Here is an 18,123-nt window from a genome sequence, read left to right on the forward strand (position 1 = left end):
CGCTACCGGCTCGGCGGGGTGGTCCAGGACAGCTGCCCGTCGCGCAGCGCCCGACCGACCCACAGCGACGCGATGGTGATCACGAACACGCCGGTGAGCGTGACCCAGACACTGATCCCGCCGTCGTTGAGGAGGGTGCCGAGCACGGCGGTCGCCAGCGCGGCGATCGCCACCGGCCGCAGGGTGGAGAACTCGTCGCTCAGCACCGGCACCAGGTGTCGCAGCATGACGACCCACAGCGCGATCCCGAGCACCACAGCGATCAGCCCGGGCACGTTGAGGATCGTCTCGGCCGACGCCACCGCCTTGCGGAAGACCACGTCGCCGGCGTCGCCGTCGATCACCCGCTGCACGAAGTTGCCCAGATGCGATCGTTGGTCGGCCCCGCGGCGCCAGTCCAGGACCGAGATCGCGGCGATGGCCACCACCGCAGACGCCCCGACGACCAGCAACCGGGGCCAGGTGACGCGGATGCCGGACAGCACCAGCACCAGCCACACCACCGGCGGCGTCAACGCGATCACCCCGCCGAAGTCAGTCCCCATCGACGGCCAGCCCTCGCAGAGCACGATGCCGAAGCCGATCGCGGCCACGGCGACGACGGCCGCCATCCGACGCCCCTGCGCCAGGAACCGGGATGCCACATGCCCGGCCAGCACGAGCCCCGCGGCGGCGTACGCGGCGAAGGTGACATTGCCGAAGCCGTACCAGCGCAGCGCGAAGATGGGCCGCGAGTTGAGCAGCGAGCCCGGCTGCATCACCCCACCCAGGGCGGCGTCGCAGGTGAAGGCCGCCACGGTCAGCCCCGCGGCGGCGATCTCCGGCGGCACCCGCAGCAGCCGGGCCAACCCGAAGGCGGCCGCGGTGAGCCCGAGCGCCCAGGCCCAGATCGCCACCCCGAGGGCGAGCGCCGGGTTACTGCTGTATTGCCAGCCCACCGCACCGGTCAGCATCATCACCGCGCTGAGCACCGTCCCGAACACCAAGATCACGCGGGCCGGCAGGAACCGACGCCGCAGCAGCGAGACCACGAGCACGACGAACAGCACGGCGCCACCAGCACCGAGCACGAGATAGCCGACCGGCGTCGCATCGGAAAGCGCGGCCACCGAGGCCAGCTCGGCCTCGTAGCCGGCCAGCGTCACCGTGGCCGGGATCACCGCGAGCGGGGCACCGTCGACGGGCAGCTCGGCCGCCGGAGGCCCCGATCGACCGAAGTCGATCAGGGTACGGGTGAGGTCGGTCAGCGTGATGATGCCGCTGCGACGGGTGCTGGCCGAGGTGAGGAAGCCGGACTGCGGGGCCCCCAGCCGGTACGCCACCTGCAGGCCCGGGTCGTCGGAGCCGGGAGCCGGCCCGATGCCGGTCACGAACAAGGTGACGTCGGGCCGGTCTGCGAGCACCTCGATCAGCTGGTCAGAACCGGCGCCGGCATCGACCAGAGTGATCGGGCAGGACAGGCTCGCACCGTCGGCTGCGAAGGCCTCCGGTGTCCGGTAGCGGGCCAGCGTCCCATCCGGTCGCGCGGCGGCGATGGCCGCCCCTGGGCCGACTGCCTCCACGCAGCCCGACACCGACCCGGCCAGCGTCCCCACCCGGGCGTCACCGCGATCGGCCGCGACCGCCGCCGTGTAGGCGGGCCAGTCGGCCACGACCGCGCCACTCACCTGCGGGTCACAGAGATCGCCGACCGACGCCCGGCGACCGGCGCCCAGGGTCATCCAGCCGGCGGCGGCGCAGCTGCCGACGTAGCGCGGCCGGACAGCCACCGCACCGACCTGGGCGTCGTCGAGGTGCTCAGTCAGCACCGCGCGGTCGGTGGCGGTCGGCGCGTAGCGGCCGGTGACTCCCACCACGACCACCCGGCTGGTGACAACGGGCGACTCCACCGCCGGCTCGGCCAGCGAGTGCACCACCCGGAGTCCGGCGAAGACGGCGAGCACGAGCAGCAGCACGACCGTCCAGCGCCGACTCAGCGGCCAGCGCCGGGTCCGAGAGGCCATCGAGGTGGGTCAGACCTTGGCAGCGAGGAAGCTCATCACGCTGGCGAACATCGGGCGTCCGTCCAGACTCGGCGAGGTCAGCGGGTCGACGTTGTGCTCGGGGTGCGGCATCAGACCGACCACGTTGCCGCGCTCGTTGCAGATCCCGGCGATGTCGCGGAAGGAGCCGTTCGGATTGGGGCCCACGTAGCGGAAGATCACCCGGCCCTCGCCCTCCAGCCGGTTCAGGGTCTCCTCGTCAGCGACGTAGCCACCCTCGCCGTTCTTCAGCACGATGGTGATCTCCTCACCCTGGCGATACTCCGACGTCCAGGGGGTGTCGACCGACTCCACCCGCAACCGCTGGTCCTTGCAGACGAAGTGGCGGACATCGTTGCGGATCAGCGCTCCGGGCAGCAGGTGCGCCTCGCAGAGGATCTGGAACCCGTTGCAGATGCCGAGCACCGGCATGCCTTCGCCGGCCGCCCGGATGACCTGGTCCATCACCGGCGAGAACCGGGAGATCGCGCCGCAGCGGAGATAGTCGCCGTAGGAGAAGCCGCCCGGCAGCACCACCGCGGACACACCGTCGAGAGAGTCGCTGGCGTGCCACAGGGTGACCGGCTCGGCGCCGGCGACGCGGATGGCCCGCAGCGCGTCGTGGTCGTCGAGTGAACCGGGGAAGGTGACGACGCCGATCCGGGGAGCCATCAGCCGGCCACCGGCGCTTCGGCCGGCTCGACCCGGACGTCGAAGGACTCGATCACGGTGTTGGCCAGCAACGTCTCCGCCGCGTGCCGCACCTGCTCCAGCCGGGCGTCGTCCAGCTCGCCGTCCACCTCGATCTCGAACCGCTTGCCCTGTCGTACCGACATGCCGGAGAAGCCGAGCCGGGTCAGCGCCCCGGTCACCGCCTTGCCCTGGGGGTCGAGAATCTCGGGTTTGGGCATCACATCGACCACAACTCGCGCCATGTCTCGATCCTATCGGGCTCCGGCATCGGCGTACGCCGCCGCTGGTCCGGCGACGATGGTCGGCGCCGAGAACATCGACTGGTCGCTATTGTTGTCGGCCTCGGTCATCTCCATCATCGCGATGGTGATCATCTTCGCCGGGTTCCAGGGCTACATCATGACTGCCGACATCAACACCGGGCTCAAGGACTGACATCGTGGTGGACGACCTCTTCTGGTCCGCGCTGACCGACCGCGCCGACGCCGAGCTGGACGCGCTCACCGCGGGACCGGCGGAGTCGGTCGCCCACGGGTTCGGTCACCGTCAGCTGATGAGGTTCGTCAAGACAGCCGTCGTCTGCTATCTCAACGACCGCTCACGCTGGTACGCCCGACCCGATGCGCTGACGCCGGTGCCGAGCTGGCTCGGCGCGCTCGCCGAGCTACAGGACGAGCACGGCTTCTTTCGCAGTGGGGACAACCTGGCCTCGCCGCCGGACTCCAGCTTCACCGTCAACGACATGGCGATGATCCGGGCGCTGATCGCCCGAGACGGCCGGGCCGATGAGCAGCTGGCCGCCTTCGGTGCGGCGATGGACACCATGATCGGCCGGATCCGGCCGTTCCTGGTCCACGGCGGCGTCCACACCCCCAACCATCGCTGGGAGATCGCCGCCGCCCTGGCGCGGCTGAGCGCGCTGGCCGCGGACCCGGAGGTGTCGGCCCGGGTCGAGGAGTGGCTGGCCGAGGGCGTCGACATCCATCCTGACGGGCTCTACTCCGAGCGCAGCCCCAACTACGCGGCGCACGTGTCCAACCCGTCATTGATCACCTTGGCCCGGCACACGGGTCAGGTCGAGCTGCTCGACCTGGTCCACCGCAGTCTGCACGCGCAGCGCGAGCTGACCGACGTGGACGGCCAGGTGGAGACGGTGCACTCGCGGCGCCAGGACCAGAAGACCGGGTTCGACGTCGGCCCCTTCCTGATGCAGTACCGCCGGTTCGCCGTCACGCACAGCTGCCCCGAGTGCACTCAGATGGCCCGGCTCGCCCTGCCGCACCTGGACCGCGACGCGGCCAGCGCGCTGGCCGAGCTGCTGGACGAGCCCGAGCTGGGGACCGAGCTGGCCGACGACGATGCGGCGGCCACCATGCCCGCGGTGTCGGAGTTCCCCTCTTCCGGGCTGGTACGGCTGCGTCGGGGTCGAACGGTGACCACGGTGTACGGCGGCTCCGACGTCGCGGCCGTGGGCCGGATCGCCTCGGGTCTGGCCTGCAACCCCACCTTCCTGCGCTGGCGGTTCGGCTCAGTGGTGCTCGACTCGATCAGGCTGTCGCGCAACTTCTTCGGCCTGGGTCCATTCCGCAGCCAGGGCCTTCGCCTGGACGGCAACGTGGTGCATCTGCGCGAGCACGTCTCGGCTTCGTACTACCAGCCGCTGGCGGTCACCGACCGGCGCGCCGACGCGGACTACGCGCTCGAGCACGAGGGCCGGTTCGCTGCGGCCATGCAGTTCTCGGCCCGCGCCAGCGACGAGGTGAGCCTCGACACGGCCATCGACGTCACCATGGGCGAGGACCAGCTCTGGCTGGACGCGGAGCTCTCCGGGGTCGAGACGTCGTACGCCTTCGAGCTGGTGTTTCGACCCGGCGGGGTGCTCACCGGGGCCCGCGAGCTGACCGAGCCGGACCGCTATGAGCTGGTCGCCGGCGAGGGCCGATACCAGGTCGGGAACGACGTCGTGACCTTCGGACCCGGCGGCGGGTCCGGACCCGACCAGCCCCCGATCTACGACCCGGGCGAGGCGTACACCTTCCTCAACGGTACCGACGCGCTCGGCGGGGTGCGGGTGCACATCACCGGACGCGCCCCCGGCTCAGTCAGCCTGCGGCTGGCCGGCTCACTTGGCCCGGCGCAAGCGGGGACGTCGGGCTGAAGCGGCTGCCGACCAGCCGTTCGTACGCCTCGACGTAGCGCGCCCGGGTGGCCGCGACGACGTCTGCCGGCAACGCCGGCGGCGGGGTGTCGGAGTCCCGGTCCCAGCCCGACTCGCGGAGCAGCCAGTTGCGGACGTACTGCTTGTCGAACGAGTCCAGCGGACCGCCGGGCGACCAGGTGGCGGCCTCCCAGAACCGCGACGAGTCGGGGGTCAGGACCTCGTCGCCCAGCACGACCGTGCCGTCCGACCGCCGGCCGAACTCCAGCTTGGTGTCGGCCAGGATGATCCCTCGTCCGCGGGCCACCTCTTCGGCCACGGAGTAGACGCCGAGCGTAAGGTCGCGGAGCTGGCCGGCCAGCTCGGCACCGATCAGGTCGACCACGACCTCGAACGTGACGTTCTCGTCGTGCTCCCCCACGGCCGCCTTGGTCGCCGGGGTGAAGATCGGTTCCGGCAGCCGCGAGCCGTCCACCAGACCGTCGGGCAGCGGGACGCCGCAGACGGTGCGGGTCTGCTGGTATTCCAGCCAGCCCGATCCGGTGAGGTAGCCGCGCGCCACGCACTCGATCGCGATCATCTCGAGCCGTTCGCAAACCACCGCGCGCCCGGCCACCGCGGCCGGCACGTCGGTCGAGATGACGTGGTTGTCCACGACCCCGGCGAGCTGGTCGAACCACCACAACGACAGCTGGTTGAGGATCGCGCCCTTGTCCGGGATCTGGCTGGCCAGCACGAAATCGAAGGCGGAGATGTTGTCGGTCGCGACCATCAGCAGCCGCTCGTCGTCCAAGGCGTAGAGCTCACGTACCTTGCCCGAGTGCAGCAACGGCAGGTCCAGCTGGTTCTCGTACATCATCCTCGTATCCGGCAGCGGGTCGGGTGGTCGGGACCATCCTGCCAGCCAGCGCTGAGGGTCGGCCCCCACTGACCCCTGGGTGGTCCCTCAGCGGGCCAGCAGAACCCCGAAACGGGTGCCGCGGTGCGGCACAGTGGAGGTAACACCTCTTCGACCCGTCCAGAAAGGACACTCGACATGGCTTCACTGTCCCGCCCCAGGAACGACCGGATCATCGCGGGCGTGTGCTCGGGACTCGGCCGCAGGTTCGGTCTCAACGCCAACGTCGTGCGATTGATCTTCGTGCTCAGCATGCTCCTCCCCGGTCCGCAGATCCTGATCTACCTCGGCGGCTGGCTGCTGATCCCCAACGAGGTCTGATCCTGCCGGACCCCTCACACGTCGAAGTGCCGATCCCCTAGGTCAACCACTTCGACCGGCGCCGGACTTCCCACCCGGTGCCAGCTCAAGCCCCTCGGTCGCGCAGACCGGGGGGCTTGCGTCTGTTGATCCGGCTGTCACCGACCGGTGTAGAGCGTGCGGACGATGTCCTCGATGGCGGGCTCCTCCAACGTCAGGTCACGGACCTCCGCCTGCGCCGACACGTCCGCCAGCACCCGGGCCGCCGTGGTCTGCTGTGGGGAGAAGGACAACCGCTGCCGCAGCCCGTCCAGCTCAGTGCCCCGGTGCTCGGTCCCGGGCACCCGCAGCGGCGGCCGCGGCTCGGTGAGGTCGACCACCAGCACCCGCGACAGCGCCACCCGTTCGGTCAGCCCGGCCAGGGTGCCGTCGAAGGCGAGCTTGCCGTGGTCGACCACCAGCACCCGGTCGCAGAGTCGTTCGATGTCACTCATGTCGTGGGTGGTCAGCAGCAACGTCGTGCCGGCGCTCGCCCGCTCGGCGACCAGGAACTGCCGCAGCCGCTCCTTGCTGATCATGTCGAGTCCGATCGTCGGCTCGTCCAGCACCAGCAACCGGGGGCGGTGCACCAACGCAGCGGCCACCTCGCCCCGCATTCGCTCACCCAGGGAGAGCTGGCGCACGGGGGTGTCGAGCAGCTGGTCCAGCTCCAAGCCGGCGACGAGCTGGTCGGTGCGGTCCCGGGCTGCGGCGGGGTCGAGCCGGTGGATCGCCGCGAGGATGCGGAACGAGTCGCGCAGCGGCAGATCCCACCACAGCTGGCTGCGCTGGCCGAACACCACGCCGATCTCGCGGGCCAACCGACGGCGCTGCGGCACCGGGTCGAACCCACAGGTGCGCACCTCACCACCGCTGGGCACCAAGATCCCGGTCAGCATCTTGATCGTGGTCGACTTGCCGGCCCCGTTCGCGCCGATGTAGCCACAGGACTCCCCGGCGGTGATGGTGACGCTGATGCCGTCGACGGCGTGCACCTCCCGTCGGCCCCGACGCAGCCGCCCGGTCTTGGTCCGCACGGTGAACGAGCGACGAAGATCGCGGAACTCGAGAATGGTCTCTGGCGTGGACATCTGCGGTCAGCCTCCTGCTCCGGTGAAGTGACGGATCCCGGCTCGCCAGGCCAGCATGGCCAGCAGCCACGACCAGACGGCGAACAGCGGGGCGAACCAGCCCAGCCAGGACGGCAGGAACGCCGGACCCGGCAGACCGAGGATGAGCAGTGCCGGCAGGTACGCCGTCACGGTGGCTGGGACCACGAAGGTGAAGAGCACCCGCAGCGGCGCCATCAGCACGCTGCCGGGCAGCTGCCCGGCGTACCCGCCGCCGTAGACGAAGGCGTTGGTGAACTCGGCGCCGTCGATGACGAAGAACTGGATGCCGCCCGCGGTGGCGAACAGTGCGCCGTAGATCACCGCGCCGACGATCGGGGTGATGAGCAGCAGATACACACCGGCGCCGGTGAGCTCCACCTCGCCCGTGATCAGGACGCCGACCAGGATGATCACACCCAGCGCGGCCCGGCCGCCCCGTCGGAGCTCGAAGTCGGCGGTGATCAACTGCGCCATCAGCGGCATCGGCCGGACCAGGAGCGCCTCCAGCCGGCCCAATCGCAGATAGGTCGGCATCGAGTCGAGCTGGCCGAAGACCAGGTCGGCCAGAGCGAAGGACAAGTTGGCCAGCGCGAACACCAGCGCCGCCTGGGACAGGTTCAGCCCGCCCAGCACCGGCACGTTGTGCAGCAGCACATAGATCTCGGCGAACTCGACCACGCCGAGCAGCAACCCGTTCACCACCTGCACGGTGAAGCTGGCCCGATAGGACAGCTGACTGCGGACCCGGGAGCCGATCAGGATCCGGTACGACTGCGTGCGGCTCAGTCCGGCGCGGTGTTCAGCCACCCTGCACCACCAGCCGGCGGCTGGCCCGCCACAGCACCACGCGCGCCAGGCCGACGAGCACGGCGAGCCAGCCGACCTGGACCACGATCAGACGAGCTACGGCGCTGCCGGTGGCGCGACCGGACATCACGTCGATGGGGGTCTGGAACATGGACGGGAACGGGGAGGCGTACGCGATGGTCCGCAGCCAGTCGGGAAAGATGTGCACCGGCAGGTAGAACCCGCACAGCAGGCTCAATACCACGACGTAGAGGCCGAGGAAGCCACGGACGTCGAGCACCCAGAACGCCAGCAGGTTGAGGGTGAAGCGCGCGGTGAAGCTGAGCGAGACCGCCAGGACGAGGCTGAGCAGCCCCAGTGGGTACGCCGTCCACGAGCTCGGCAGGGCCACGCCGACTACCAGCGCGCCGACCAGCAAAGGCGGCAGTCCGCGGGTCGGCAGCGCGAAGGCCGCCCGGCCCAGGTCGCGGGCCCACCAGGACCATTGCAGGTCCACCGGACGGGCCAGGTCGATGGCGATATCACCGCTCTTGACCCGGTCCGCCAGTTCCACCCAGCCGTAGAGCATCACCGGCGCCATGAAGGCCTGGCCCAGCCACACGTAGGTCGAGGCCTCGGCCACCGAGTACCCGGCCATCGACCCGCCGGCTGTGGTGATGGCGGCGATCAGCACACCGACCCGGATGAAGCCGAAGATCGAGTTGGTGAACACCCCGGCGTAGATCGCCATCCGATAGGTGGCGTACCGCGCGAACTCGGCCCGGGCCAGCTCGAGGTAGGTACGCACAATCGCAGGACACTAGGACGCTGCGCCGCAACGGTCAACGTCCCAGGCGTGCCGCCGTCGGAGACCGGCGTGTTGCCCGGGCCGAGCCGACAGGTGGCTAGAGGACCTGACCGGGCCGGTACGCGGCGGCGGTCGGGTTCTCCTGCGCCAGGGCATCGATCTGGCTCACCAGGGTCGCCACCTGGTCGGTGGCGGTGCCGGCCAGCTCGAGCGGGGTGGTGACCAGCGCGTGCAGCTCGTCACGGGTCAGTCCGAGCCGGCCGTCGGCGGCGAGCCGGTCCCACAGGTCGTTGTCGGCACGGCCGGTCTCGCGCATCTCGAGTGCCACCGCAACGGCGTGTTCCTTGATCACCTCGTGCGCGACCTCGCGGCCCACGCCGGCGCGTACCGCCGCCATCAGCACCTTGGTGGTGGTCAGGAACGGGAGGTAGCGGCGCAGCTCGGCGTCGATCACCGCAGGGAACGCACCGAAGTCCTCCAGCACCGACAGGAACGTCTCGAACAGGCCATCGAGAGCGAAGAACGCGTCCGGCAGTGCGACCCGGCGCACCACCGAGCACGACACGTCGCCCTCGTTCCACTGGTCGCCGGCGAGTTCGCCGACCATGGAGACATAGCCGCGGACGACCACGGCCAGCCCGTTCACCCGCTCGCAGGAGCGGGTGTTCATCTTGTGCGGCATCGCGCTCGAACCGACCTGGCCCGGGCGGAACCCCTCGGTGACCAGCTCATGGCCCGCCATCAGCCGGATGCTGGTGGCCACGTTGGACGGCGCGGCCGACACCTGGGCCAGCGCGGTCACCACGTCGTAGTCCAGCGAACGCGGATAGACCTGTCCGGTGCTGGTGAAGACCCGGGCCACGCCCAGGTGGGCGGCGATCCGCTGCTCCAGCTCGGCCAGCTTGGCGCGGTCCCCCGCCACCAGGTCGAGCATGTCCTGGCTGGTGCCGACCGGTCCTTTGATGCCCCGCAGCGGATAGCGGCGGATCAGCTCGTCGACCCGGGCGTGCGCCACCAGCAGCTCGTCGGCGGCGGTGGCGAACCGCTTGCCGAGCGTGGTGATCTGGGCCGCCACGTTGTGCGAGCGCCCGGCGATGGCGGTGTCGGCGTACTGGGCGGCCAGCGAGCCGAGGTGCACCAGCGTCGACACGATCCGGTCCCGGACCAGGTGCAGCGAGGAGACGATCTGCAGCTGCTCGACGTTCTCGGTCAGGTCGCGGCTGGTCATTCCCTTGTGCACGTGCTCGAACCCGGCGAGGGCGTTGAACTCCTCGATCCGTGCCTTGACGTCGTGCCGGGTGACCCGCTCGCGGGCCGCGATGCTGTCCAGGTCGACAGTCGCGACCACCCGCTCGTAGGCGCTGATCACCTCGTCGGGATCGGCCCCGCCGAAGTCGACGCCGAGGTCGCGCTGGGCGGCGAGTACGGCCAGCCAGAGCCGCCGCTCGGCGATGATCTTGTTCTGCGGGGACCAGATGTCGCGCATCGGCTCCGACGCGTACCGGTTGGCGAGGACGTTGGGGACACTCATGATCATCCGACCGTGCTTTCCGCAGCCTGCTGCGCGATGTCACTGCGATAGAAGGAACCTGCGAGCTTGATCGACGCGATCGCGTCGTACGCCGCGTGCCGGGCGACGGTGAGGTCGTCGCCGGTGCCGACCACGCCCAGCACCCGGCCGCCGGCACTGACCAGCCGACCCTCGGCGTCGAGGGCGGTGCCGGCGTGGATGATGTGCCACCCGTCGCCCGGACCCGTGTCGGCGCCGACGATCTCGTCCCCGGTGACCGGAGCCTGCGGATAGTTCTGGGCGCCGAGCACCACGACCACCGCCGCGCCGCTGCCCCACTCCAGCGGCGGCTGGTCGGCCAGCGTCTCGGTCGCGGCAGCGTGCAGCAGCTGGGCCAGCGGGGTCCGCAGCCGGGCCAGCAGCACCTGAGTCTCGGGGTCACCGAAGCGAGCGTTGAACTCGATCACCCGCACCCCGCGGCTGGTCAGGGCCAGCCCGGCGTAGAGCAGGCCGGAGAACGGCGTACCGCGGCGGGCCATCTCGTCCACGGTCGGCTGCAGCACCGTGCGCTGCACCTGCTCGACCAGGTCGTCGGGCGCCCACGGCAGCGGCGTGTAGGCGCCCATCCCGCCGGTGTTGGGGCCGGTGTCACCGTCGCCCACTCGCTTGAAGTCCTGCGCCGGCTGCAGCGGCACCACGGTGGTGCCGTCGGTGATCGCGAACAGGCTGACCTCGGGGCCGTCGAGGAACTCCTCGATCACCACCGCCGCGCACTGCCCGGCGTGGTCCAGCGCGATCTGCCGGTCCTCGGTGACCACCACACCCTTGCCGGAGGCCAGACCATCGTCCTTGACCACGTACGGCGGGCCGAACGCGTCCAGGGCGGCCTCGGCCTCAGCCCGGGTCCGGCACAGACGCGACTGTCCGGTCGGTACGCCCGCCGCGGTCATCACGTCCTTGGCGAATGCCTTGCTGCCTTCCAGCTGTGCCGCTGCGGCGCTGGGCCCGAAGCAGGCGATTCCGGCCGCCCGGACCGCGTCGGCCACGCCGGCGACCAGCGGCGCCTCCGGACCGACTACGACCAGGTCTGCGCCGAGCCGGATGGCCAGCGCCGTCACCGCGTCCGCGTCCATCACATCCACCGGGTGGTTGGTGGCGACGGTGGCGGTTCCCGGGTTGCCCGGGGCCACATGCACCGCCGCGACGGACGGATCCCCGCTCATCGCCAGGGCGAGCGCGTGCTCGCGTCCGCCGGAGCCGACCACCAGGACCTGCAACTGTTCGGCCATCAGAGCAGGTCGTGGATCGCGATCGACTGCTCGCGCGACGGACCGACACCGATGCCGGAGATCCGCGTGCCGCAGGCGTCCTCGAGGAACTTGACGTAGGCCTGGGTGGCCTTGGGCAGGTCCTCGAAGGTCCGACAGCCGGAGATGTCCTCGGTCCAGCCGTCGAGCATCTCGTAGATCGGCTTCGCGTGGTGGAAGTCGGTCTGTGAGACCGGCATGGTGTCGTGCCGCGTGCCGTTGACGTCGTAGGCCACGCAGACCGGGATCTTCTCCCAGCCGGTGAGGATGTCCAGCTTGGTCAAGAAGATGTCGGTGAACGCGTTGGCCTTGGTCGCCGACTCCACCACGAGCGCGTCGAACCAGCCGCAACGGCGCTTGCGGCCCGTCGTGGTGCCGAACTCGGCCCCGATGGTGCGGAGCTTCTCGCCGTCCTCGTCCAGCAGCTCGGTCGGCATCGGGCCCTCGCCCACCCGGGTGGTGTACGCCTTGGCGATGCCCACCGTCCGGGTGATCCGGGTCGGTCCCACGCCGGAGCCGACGCAAGCGCCCGCCGCGATCGGGTTCGACGAGGTGACGTAGGGGTAGGTGCCGTGGTCGACGTCGAGGTGGTGGGCCTGGGCCCCCTCGAACAGGACGACCTTGTCGGCGTCCAGCGCGTCGTTGAGGACCCGGCTGACGTCGGCCACGTGCGGCTTGATGCGCTCGGCGTGTGAGAGCAGATGCTCGGTGACCTGCGCCGGATCGAGGGCGCGGCGGTTGTAGACCTTGAGCAGCAGATGGTTCTTCTGGTCCAGCGACGCTTCGACCTTCTGCAGCAAGATCGACTCATCGAACAGGTCCTGGACGCGGATGCCGATCCGGTTCACCTTGTCCGAGTACGCGGGGCCGACCCCGCGACCGGTGGTGCCGATCTTGGCCTTGCCGAGGAACCGCTCAGTCACCTTGTCGATCACCTGGTGGTACGACGTGATCAGATGCGCGTTCGCCGACACCAGCAGGTGCGAGGCGTCGACCCCCCGGGCCGCCAGCCCGTCAATCTCGGTGAACAGCACGTCGAGGTCGACGACCACGCCGTTGCCGATCACCGGGATGCACGCGGGGTTGAGGATCCCCGACGGCAACAGGTGCAACGCATAGCGTTCGCCGTTGACCACCAACGTGTGCCCGGCGTTGTTGCCGCCGGAATAGCGGACGCAGTAGTCCACCCGGTCCCCGAGCTGGTCGGTCGCCTTGCCCTTGCCCTCGTCGCCCCACTGTGCGCCTACCACCACAATGCCCGGCATGTGATCGCCGCCCTTCTAAAAGAGTGAAGCCCCTCGGCGCTAGGCCGGGGGGCTGTTGCAACGACACTCTAGCGGACGCCGGCGGCCGTGGCCTCGCGGCGCTCAGTCCTGGCGCGCGGACTCGGTCGCGGGGGCGGTGCTCAGCTCGGTGTAGGCGGTCTCCGAGGAGTCCCGCAGGAACTGGGCGCAGCGCTCGTACTCCTCGGTCTCGCCGATCCGCTGGGCGGCCTGGGCCAGGGCCCAGAGCGCCCGCAGGAAGCCCCGGTTGGGCGCGTGCTCCCACGGCACCGGGCCGCTGCCCTTCCAGCCCGCCCGGCGCAGCGAGTCGAGGCCACGGTGATAGCCGGTACGCGCGTAGGCGTACGCCGCGATGTCGCCCTCGGTGGTGTGCATGTTCAGCGAACCTTCGGCCAGCAACGCCCAGCACAGGCTGGAGGCCGGGTGAGCCGCAACGATCTCGAGGAAGCGCTCGCGGCCGCTCTCAGCCACCTCCGCCACGGCTGGGTCGATCGGCAGCAGGGTCGGGCCGGGGCCCGCGCCCAGGGAGGCCAGCAGGTTCTGATGGGTGGTCGGCTCAGTCACCGGACCAATGTAACCGCCCTCGGGCGCGGGCTTCGACCACGCGTTGGGTGGAGGACTCAGAGCCAGTCCTTGCGGCGGAAGACGACATAGAGCACCACGACGGCGACGACCATGAGCCCCAGATAGACCCAGAAGCCCAGCTGCGTGCCGTCGAGCGGGAAGGCGACGTTCATGCCGACGAAGCCGGTGACCAGGGTCGGGACAGCGATCACCGCGGCCCAGCCGGTCAGCTTCTTCATGATCTGGTTCATCCGGAGGTCAGCCAGCGCCAGGCTGGTCTCGAACACCGACGCGAGCGTCTCCAAGAGCCTGTCGGCGGAGTTCGCCACCCGGTGGTGCTCCTCCGCCAACGCGGACCAGCGCCGGCGGGCCAACTGGTCGGCGTCGTCATAGCTCGCGACCAGCTCGTCCATCACTGCTCGCATCGGGTCGGTCAGGCGCCGCAGCTGGGCCAGCGCCGACCGGAGCCGGAAGGCCCACAGCTGCTCGTCACGGGTGAGCGGCCGCTCCTCGAACAGTGCGTCCGCGAGCTGGTCACTGGAGTCCTCCAGCCAGTCCACGGCTGCGGCGTAGGACTCCAGCACGTCGACCAGCACGGTGTGCAGGGCGCTGTCCACACCGCCCTCGGCCAGTTTGTCGGCCGAACCCGTGAGCCGTCGGGCGACGTGGAACCCGGTATCCACCGGGTTGACCAGGCAGATCAGCGCGCGGTCGGTGACGACCATCGCGACGGGGTGCACGTGTAGTTCGGAGCGCTCCGCGTCCAAGGTGACCGCGTTGGTGATCACCAGCCGGCAGCCGGCGAGCTCCTCGAACTTGGCCCGCTGGTCATTCGCGACCAGGTCGGCGATAGCCAGCTGGTCCAGATCCAACGCCGAAGCCACGTCGCGCAGCTGGGAGGCGGCCAGATCCGGGCTCCGGTCCAAGACCCACCACGCCGACGCGTCGGGCTGCAGCTCGAGCACGTCGGCGAGGTCGCCGCCATCCAGGTCTTCGGCAATGACGGTGCGACCCGACCACACCCGGCTGAGCGGGGTCGGGCGCATCAAGACGTCGGTCACGGGTCGAGACTATCCCGGGACCGACGCCACTCACTTGTTGAGTGAGGTGCCCGTGCTACGCAGGTCCTCGCACGCGGTGACGACGCGCTGGGCCATGCCCGCCTCGGCTGCCTTGCCCCAGGCGCGCGGGTCGTAGGCCTTCTTGTTGCCCACCTCGCCGTCGACCTTCAGCACCCCGTCATAGTTGGAGAACATGTGCGCCGCCACGGGCCGGGTGAAGGCGTACTGGGTGTCGGTGTCGATGTTCATCTTGATCACGCCGTAGTCCACCGCCGCGCGGATCTCCTCGAGGGTGGAGCCCGATCCGCCGTGGAAGACCAGGTCGAACGGCTGCTCCTTGCCGATCTTGGCGCCGACAGCCTGCTGGATGTCCTTGAGCACCTCGGGACGCAGCTTGACCGCGCCCGGCTTGTAGACACCGTGCACGTTGCCGAAGGTCAAGGCGGTGATGTAGCGGCCCTTCTCGCCGGCACCGAGCACCTCGATGGTGCGCAGCCCGTCCTCCACCGTGGTGTACAGCTTGTCGTTGATCTCGTGGCTGACGCCGTCCTCTTCGCCACCGACGACGCCGACCTCGATCTCCAAGATGATGTTGGCCTTGCTGGTCAGCCCGAGCAGCTCGTCGGCGATCGACAGGTTCTCCTCCACCGGCACGGCCGACCCGTCCCACATGTGCGACTGGAACAGCGGGTTCTCTCCCCGGGCCACGCGCTCGGCGGAGATCGCGAGCAGCGGCCGAACGAAGCCGTCGAGCTTCTCCTTGGGGCAGTGGTCGGTGTGCAGCGCCACGTTGATCGGGTAGTTCTTGGCCACCTCATGGGCGTACGCAGCGAGCGCGACGGCGCCGGTGACCATGTTCTTGACGGTCGGGCCGGAGGCGTACTCGCCACCGCCGGTGGAGACCTGGATGATGCCGTCCGAGCCGGCCTCGCTGAAGCCCTGCAGGGCCGCGTTCAGCGTCTGGGACGAGCTCACGTTGATCGCCGGGTAGGCGAACGAGCCCTTCTTGGCCGCGTCCAGCATCTCGGCGTAGACCTCAGGAGTTGCGATAGGCATGTCTGACTCTTTCTGCTCTTGGTGCGGATCCGTCGCGGACGGACGTCGGGCGTACACCCCGCCGACGTACGGCCGGGCCACTCGTCAGTCTGTCAAACGTCGCCGTCTCGGGGGAATACCGGGGCGCCGGGTGGTCTGCCACCGCGGGCGTTCTCAAGACCTGATGCTGAGGCGGTGGTGCTGTCCCGAGCGCGAGCGGGTCGCGATGAGTGCGCAGGCGATGACGGCGGCCCCGCCGAGGATCGTCGGCCAAGCGATGTGCTCGTGGAGGATGAGTGCGGCCCATCCGATGCTCACAACGGGCTGAGCGAGCTGGACCTGACTGACCTGGGCGAGTGGTCCTCGTGCCAGGCCTCGATACCAGGCAACGAAGCCGAGGAACATGCTCACGACACCGAGGTAGGCGAAACTGAGCCATTCGATCGGCGTGCCGGTCGGGGGGTGATCGATGATCGAGCGTGTGGTGAGCACGATCATCACCGGGGCAGCAACGACCAGTGCCCACGAGATCGTCTGCCATGAGCCGAGCTGTCGTGACAGCACCCCACCTTCTGCGTAGGCGATGGCGCAGACGACGACCGCAGCGAACAGCAGTCCGTCCGCGAGGTGCAGCCGCCCGAATCCGCCGCTCTGAAGCGCTGCGAACACGACCGTCGCGATCGCCCCAGCGACTGCCGCCAACCAGAACGCGATGTGAGGGCGTTCCTTTGTCCGGATCACCGATACGGCGGCGGTGGCGGCCGGCAGCACGGCGATCACGACGGCTGCGTGGCTGGCAGGTGTTTGCGTCAGGGCGAAGGAGGCGAGGAGCGGGAAGCCCAGCACCGCGCCGGCGGCGACGATTCCCACGCTGATCCATTGGCGCCCCCGAGGACGACGAGCCCGGGTCAGTGCGAGCACCGAGCCGGCGAGAACCGCGGCGATGACCGCGCGTGCGCTCCCCACGAAGAGCGGCGACAGGTGACCCGCTCCGACAGCGAGGCGGGTCAGCGGAACGGTGAGCGAGAAGGCGAGAACGCCCACGAATCCCCAGGCCAACCCGGTGCCGGCGATGGATAGCGGTTCGGTCAGATGAGCGGTAGCGCTATCGTTGCCTTTCATGACCGAGAGTAGCAGTGATCGAGTCGAGGCGGAACTGCAGGCGTGGATCTCCACCGCATCGCCGGGCGCGCGGCTGCCGTCGACTCGTGAACTGACCGCTCGCCATGCCGTAAGTCCAGTGACCGTCCAGGCCGCGCTCCGATCGCTGACGATGCGAGGACTCATTGAGACGCGACCCGGCGTCGGCGCGTTCGTCTGTGCAGCCCGCGCTCCGCGGCCTCATGACTTCTCCTGGCAGACAGCCGCTCTGGGAGCGTCCGCCCTGGTTCCAGGCACGATCTCTGCGGCTACCCGCGCCACCCGCCCTGATGTCATCTCGTTGCACTCGGGATATCCAGATCGCGAGCTGCTGCCCGAACGACTCCTTCGGGCGAGCCTGGCCCGCGCGGCGCGGGGGGATGCCGCCCTCGAGGCCTCAGATCCTGCCGGGTTGCCTGACTTGCGCGCATGGTTCGCCACCGAACTCGCCTCCCAGACACCTACGCAGTTCACCGCACCCACCGCGCGCGACGTGATCGTGCTTCCCGGCAGCCAGCTCGGGCTCGGATCTCTGTTCCGGAGTATCGCCGGCCGCGGAGGAACGATCCTCACCGAGTCACCGACGTACTGGGGAGCGATCCTCGCCGCGGCCCAAGTCGGCGTCACGCTGGTTCCCGTTCCAGCGACCGTCGACGGGCCAGAACTCACCGCCCTCGAACGAGCATTCACCGAGACCGGAGCGCGCGGGTTCTACGCCCAACCGAACTACGCAAATCCCACTGGCGCGCAGTGGTCTCCGAACCGCGCCGAGAGCGTGCTCGACATCGTCCGCTCCCAGGGCGCATTCCTGATCGAAGACGACTGGGCACACGACTTCGGCATCTCCACCGACTCCATCCCGGTTGCCACCAAGGACGACGCCGGCCACGTCGTGTACGTCAGATCGCTCACCAAGAGCGTCTCACCAGCCATCCGAGTGGCGGCCGTCATCGCCCGCGGACCGATACGCCAACGACTGCTCGCCGACCTGCAGGGCCAGTCGATGTATGTCAGTGGGCTGCTCCAGATGGCCGCCCTCGACGTCGTGACACAACCGGCCTGGCAGTCCCATCTCCGCACGCTTCGAAAGCAGCTCCGCAGCCGCCGAGACCTCCTCGTGGACGCGCTCGCATCGCATGCCCCCGAGGCCACGATCGCGACGATCCCCCCTGGCGGGCTCAACCTCTGGGTCCAACTCCCCGAAGCCACAAACCTCGCACGCCTCGCGCAGGACACCGAAGCACGCGGCCTCACCGTCGCGCCAGGCGACGAATGGTTCCCGGCCGAACCCACGGGGCGCTACCTACGGCTCAACTTCGCCGGACCGAACCCGGGAGCCTTTGACCAAGCAGCCGGAATCCTCGACGAGGCGCTCTCGCTGCAACGCTGAACACGTCAACAACGTCAT

16 protein-coding genes and 2 pseudogenes are annotated in these 18,123 nt (G+C 69.6%); 4 read left to right on the top strand and 14 right to left on the bottom strand.

Translation table 11 applies throughout. The features are described from left to right. Nucleotides 1-2 precede the first annotated feature (2 nt). The 3 genes and pseudogenes from AC1XX3_RS04720 to purS all read right to left on the bottom strand — a co-directional run. Nucleotides 3-2,003: a hypothetical protein gene (locus AC1XX3_RS04720; protein ID WP_483319913.1), complete on the bottom strand. Its 2,001-nt coding sequence runs from the start codon at nt 2,001-2,003 to the stop codon at nt 3-5. Nucleotides 2,004-2,012: 9 nt separating this feature from the next. Next, on the bottom strand, nt 2,013-2,693 hold the full coding sequence (gene purQ / locus AC1XX3_RS04725) for a phosphoribosylformylglycinamidine synthase subunit PurQ (RefSeq protein ID WP_483319914.1): 681 nt from the start codon (nt 2,691-2,693) through the stop codon (nt 2,013-2,015). After that, nucleotides 2,693-2,956: pseudogene (gene purS / locus AC1XX3_RS04730) on the bottom strand (phosphoribosylformylglycinamidine synthase subunit PurS); the annotation flags it as partial. The gene purQ and the pseudogene purS, both read right to left, overlap by 1 nt. Here purS and AC1XX3_RS04735 point away from each other — a divergent pair. Both AC1XX3_RS04735 and AC1XX3_RS04740 read left to right on the top strand, forming a co-directional pair. Continuing rightward, nucleotides 2,955-3,149 carry a hypothetical protein gene (locus AC1XX3_RS04735; RefSeq protein WP_483319915.1) on the top strand — a complete coding sequence of 65 codons (195 nt, stop codon included), beginning with the start codon at nt 2,955-2,957 and terminating at the stop codon, nt 3,147-3,149. The pseudogene purS and the gene AC1XX3_RS04735 overlap by 2 nt on opposite strands. Nucleotides 3,150-3,153: 4 nt before the next feature. Continuing rightward, on the top strand, nt 3,154-4,872 hold the full coding sequence (locus AC1XX3_RS04740; RefSeq protein ID WP_483319916.1) for a hypothetical protein: 1,719 nt from the start codon (nt 3,154-3,156) through the stop codon (nt 4,870-4,872). Here the strand turns inward: AC1XX3_RS04740 and AC1XX3_RS04745 are convergent. Continuing rightward, nucleotides 4,868-5,728 (bottom strand): annotated as a pseudogene (locus AC1XX3_RS04745) (phosphoribosylaminoimidazolesuccinocarboxamide synthase); the annotation flags it as partial. The gene AC1XX3_RS04740 and the pseudogene AC1XX3_RS04745 sit on opposite strands and share 5 nt — an antisense overlap. A gap of 180 nt (nt 5,729-5,908) precedes the next feature. On the opposite strand from AC1XX3_RS04745, the gene AC1XX3_RS04750 reads away from it, so the two are divergent. After that, nucleotides 5,909-6,091 carry a PspC domain-containing protein gene (locus AC1XX3_RS04750; RefSeq protein WP_483319917.1) on the top strand — a complete coding sequence of 61 codons (183 nt, stop codon included), beginning with the start codon at nt 5,909-5,911 and terminating at the stop codon, nt 6,089-6,091. 137 nt (nt 6,092-6,228) lie between these two features. Here AC1XX3_RS04750 and AC1XX3_RS04755 read toward each other — a convergent pair whose 3' ends face one another. The 10 genes from AC1XX3_RS04755 to AC1XX3_RS04800 all read right to left on the bottom strand — a co-directional run bounded on the left by AC1XX3_RS04755 (nt 6,229) and on the right by AC1XX3_RS04800 (nt 16,697). Further along, nucleotides 6,229-7,200, bottom strand: coding sequence for an ABC transporter ATP-binding protein (locus AC1XX3_RS04755; protein WP_483319918.1), 972 nt, complete (start codon nt 7,198-7,200; stop codon nt 6,229-6,231). Between the two features lie 6 nt (nt 7,201-7,206). Continuing rightward, nucleotides 7,207-8,028: an ABC transporter permease gene (locus AC1XX3_RS04760; protein WP_483319919.1), complete on the bottom strand. Its 822-nt coding sequence runs from the start codon at nt 8,026-8,028 to the stop codon at nt 7,207-7,209. Continuing rightward, entirely contained in the window at nt 8,021-8,815 is a 795-nt protein-coding gene (locus AC1XX3_RS04765; RefSeq protein WP_483319920.1) for an ABC transporter permease, read from the bottom strand. The genes AC1XX3_RS04760 and AC1XX3_RS04765 overlap by 8 nt, the downstream gene beginning before the upstream one ends. Nucleotides 8,816-8,912: 97 nt before the next feature. Then, nucleotides 8,913-10,346, bottom strand: coding sequence for an adenylosuccinate lyase (purB, locus tag AC1XX3_RS04770; RefSeq protein ID WP_483319921.1), 1,434 nt, complete (start codon nt 10,344-10,346; stop codon nt 8,913-8,915). A 2-nt stretch (nt 10,347-10,348) separates the two neighbouring features. Next, entirely contained in the window at nt 10,349-11,614 is a 1,266-nt protein-coding gene (purD, locus tag AC1XX3_RS04775) for a phosphoribosylamine--glycine ligase (protein ID WP_483319922.1), read from the bottom strand. Next, nucleotides 11,614-12,897 carry an adenylosuccinate synthase gene (locus AC1XX3_RS04780; RefSeq protein ID WP_483319923.1) on the bottom strand — a complete coding sequence of 428 codons (1,284 nt, stop codon included), beginning with the start codon at nt 12,895-12,897 and terminating at the stop codon, nt 11,614-11,616. The genes purD and AC1XX3_RS04780 overlap by 1 nt, the downstream gene beginning before the upstream one ends. 102 nt (nt 12,898-12,999) lie before the next feature. Then, a complete protein-coding gene (locus AC1XX3_RS04785; RefSeq protein ID WP_483319924.1) occupies nt 13,000-13,479 on the bottom strand; it encodes a DUF3151 domain-containing protein in 480 nt (159 codons plus the stop codon). A gap of 56 nt (nt 13,480-13,535) precedes the next feature. Beyond that, nucleotides 13,536-14,540, bottom strand: coding sequence for a magnesium transporter CorA family protein (locus AC1XX3_RS04790; RefSeq protein WP_483319925.1), 1,005 nt, complete (start codon nt 14,538-14,540; stop codon nt 13,536-13,538). 30 nt (nt 14,541-14,570) lie between these two features. Beyond that, complete coding sequence (gene fbaA / locus AC1XX3_RS04795; RefSeq protein WP_483319926.1) at nt 14,571-15,596, bottom strand: class II fructose-bisphosphate aldolase; 1,026 nt, start codon at nt 15,594-15,596, stop codon at nt 14,571-14,573. 153 nt (nt 15,597-15,749) lie between these two features. Then, a complete protein-coding gene (locus AC1XX3_RS04800) occupies nt 15,750-16,697 on the bottom strand; it encodes a DMT family transporter (RefSeq protein ID WP_483319927.1) in 948 nt (315 codons plus the stop codon). Between AC1XX3_RS04800 and AC1XX3_RS04805 the strand changes: the two genes are divergently transcribed. Then, complete coding sequence (locus AC1XX3_RS04805; protein ID WP_483319928.1) at nt 16,696-18,105, top strand: aminotransferase-like domain-containing protein; 1,410 nt, start codon at nt 16,696-16,698, stop codon at nt 18,103-18,105. The genes AC1XX3_RS04800 and AC1XX3_RS04805 overlap by 2 nt on opposite strands. Nucleotides 18,106-18,123: the final 18 nt, after the last annotated feature.

It is taken from the genome of Microlunatus sp. M237, assembly GCF_056896895.1.

Excerpts from the sequence above, each read along its gene's own strand:
- AC1XX3_RS04735 (WP_483319915.1), top strand. The coding sequence starts at position 2,955 with ATGTCTCGATCCTATCGGGCTCCGGCATCGGCGTACGCCGCCGCTGGT.
- AC1XX3_RS04750 (WP_483319917.1), top strand. The coding sequence starts at position 5,909 with ATGGCTTCACTGTCCCGCCCCAGGAACGACCGGATCATCGCGGGCGTG.
- AC1XX3_RS04800 (WP_483319927.1), bottom strand. The coding sequence starts at position 16,697 with ATGAAAGGCAACGATAGCGCTACCGCTCATCTGACCGAACCGCTATCC.
- AC1XX3_RS04780 (WP_483319923.1), bottom strand. The coding sequence starts at position 12,897 with ATGCCGGGCATTGTGGTGGTAGGCGCACAGTGGGGCGACGAGGGCAAG.
- purQ (WP_483319914.1), bottom strand. The coding sequence starts at position 2,693 with ATGGCTCCCCGGATCGGCGTCGTCACCTTCCCCGGTTCACTCGACGAC.
- AC1XX3_RS04805 (WP_483319928.1), top strand. The coding sequence starts at position 16,696 with ATGACCGAGAGTAGCAGTGATCGAGTCGAGGCGGAACTGCAGGCGTGG.
- AC1XX3_RS04755 (WP_483319918.1), bottom strand. The coding sequence starts at position 7,200 with ATGTCCACGCCAGAGACCATTCTCGAGTTCCGCGATCTTCGTCGCTCG.
- purB (WP_483319921.1), bottom strand. The coding sequence starts at position 10,346 with ATGAGTGTCCCCAACGTCCTCGCCAACCGGTACGCGTCGGAGCCGATG.
- AC1XX3_RS04720 (WP_483319913.1), bottom strand. The coding sequence starts at position 2,003 with ATGGCCTCTCGGACCCGGCGCTGGCCGCTGAGTCGGCGCTGGACGGTC.
- purD (WP_483319922.1), bottom strand. The coding sequence starts at position 11,614 with ATGGCCGAACAGTTGCAGGTCCTGGTGGTCGGCTCCGGCGGACGCGAG.
- fbaA (WP_483319926.1), bottom strand. The coding sequence starts at position 15,596 with ATGCCTATCGCAACTCCTGAGGTCTACGCCGAGATGCTGGACGCGGCC.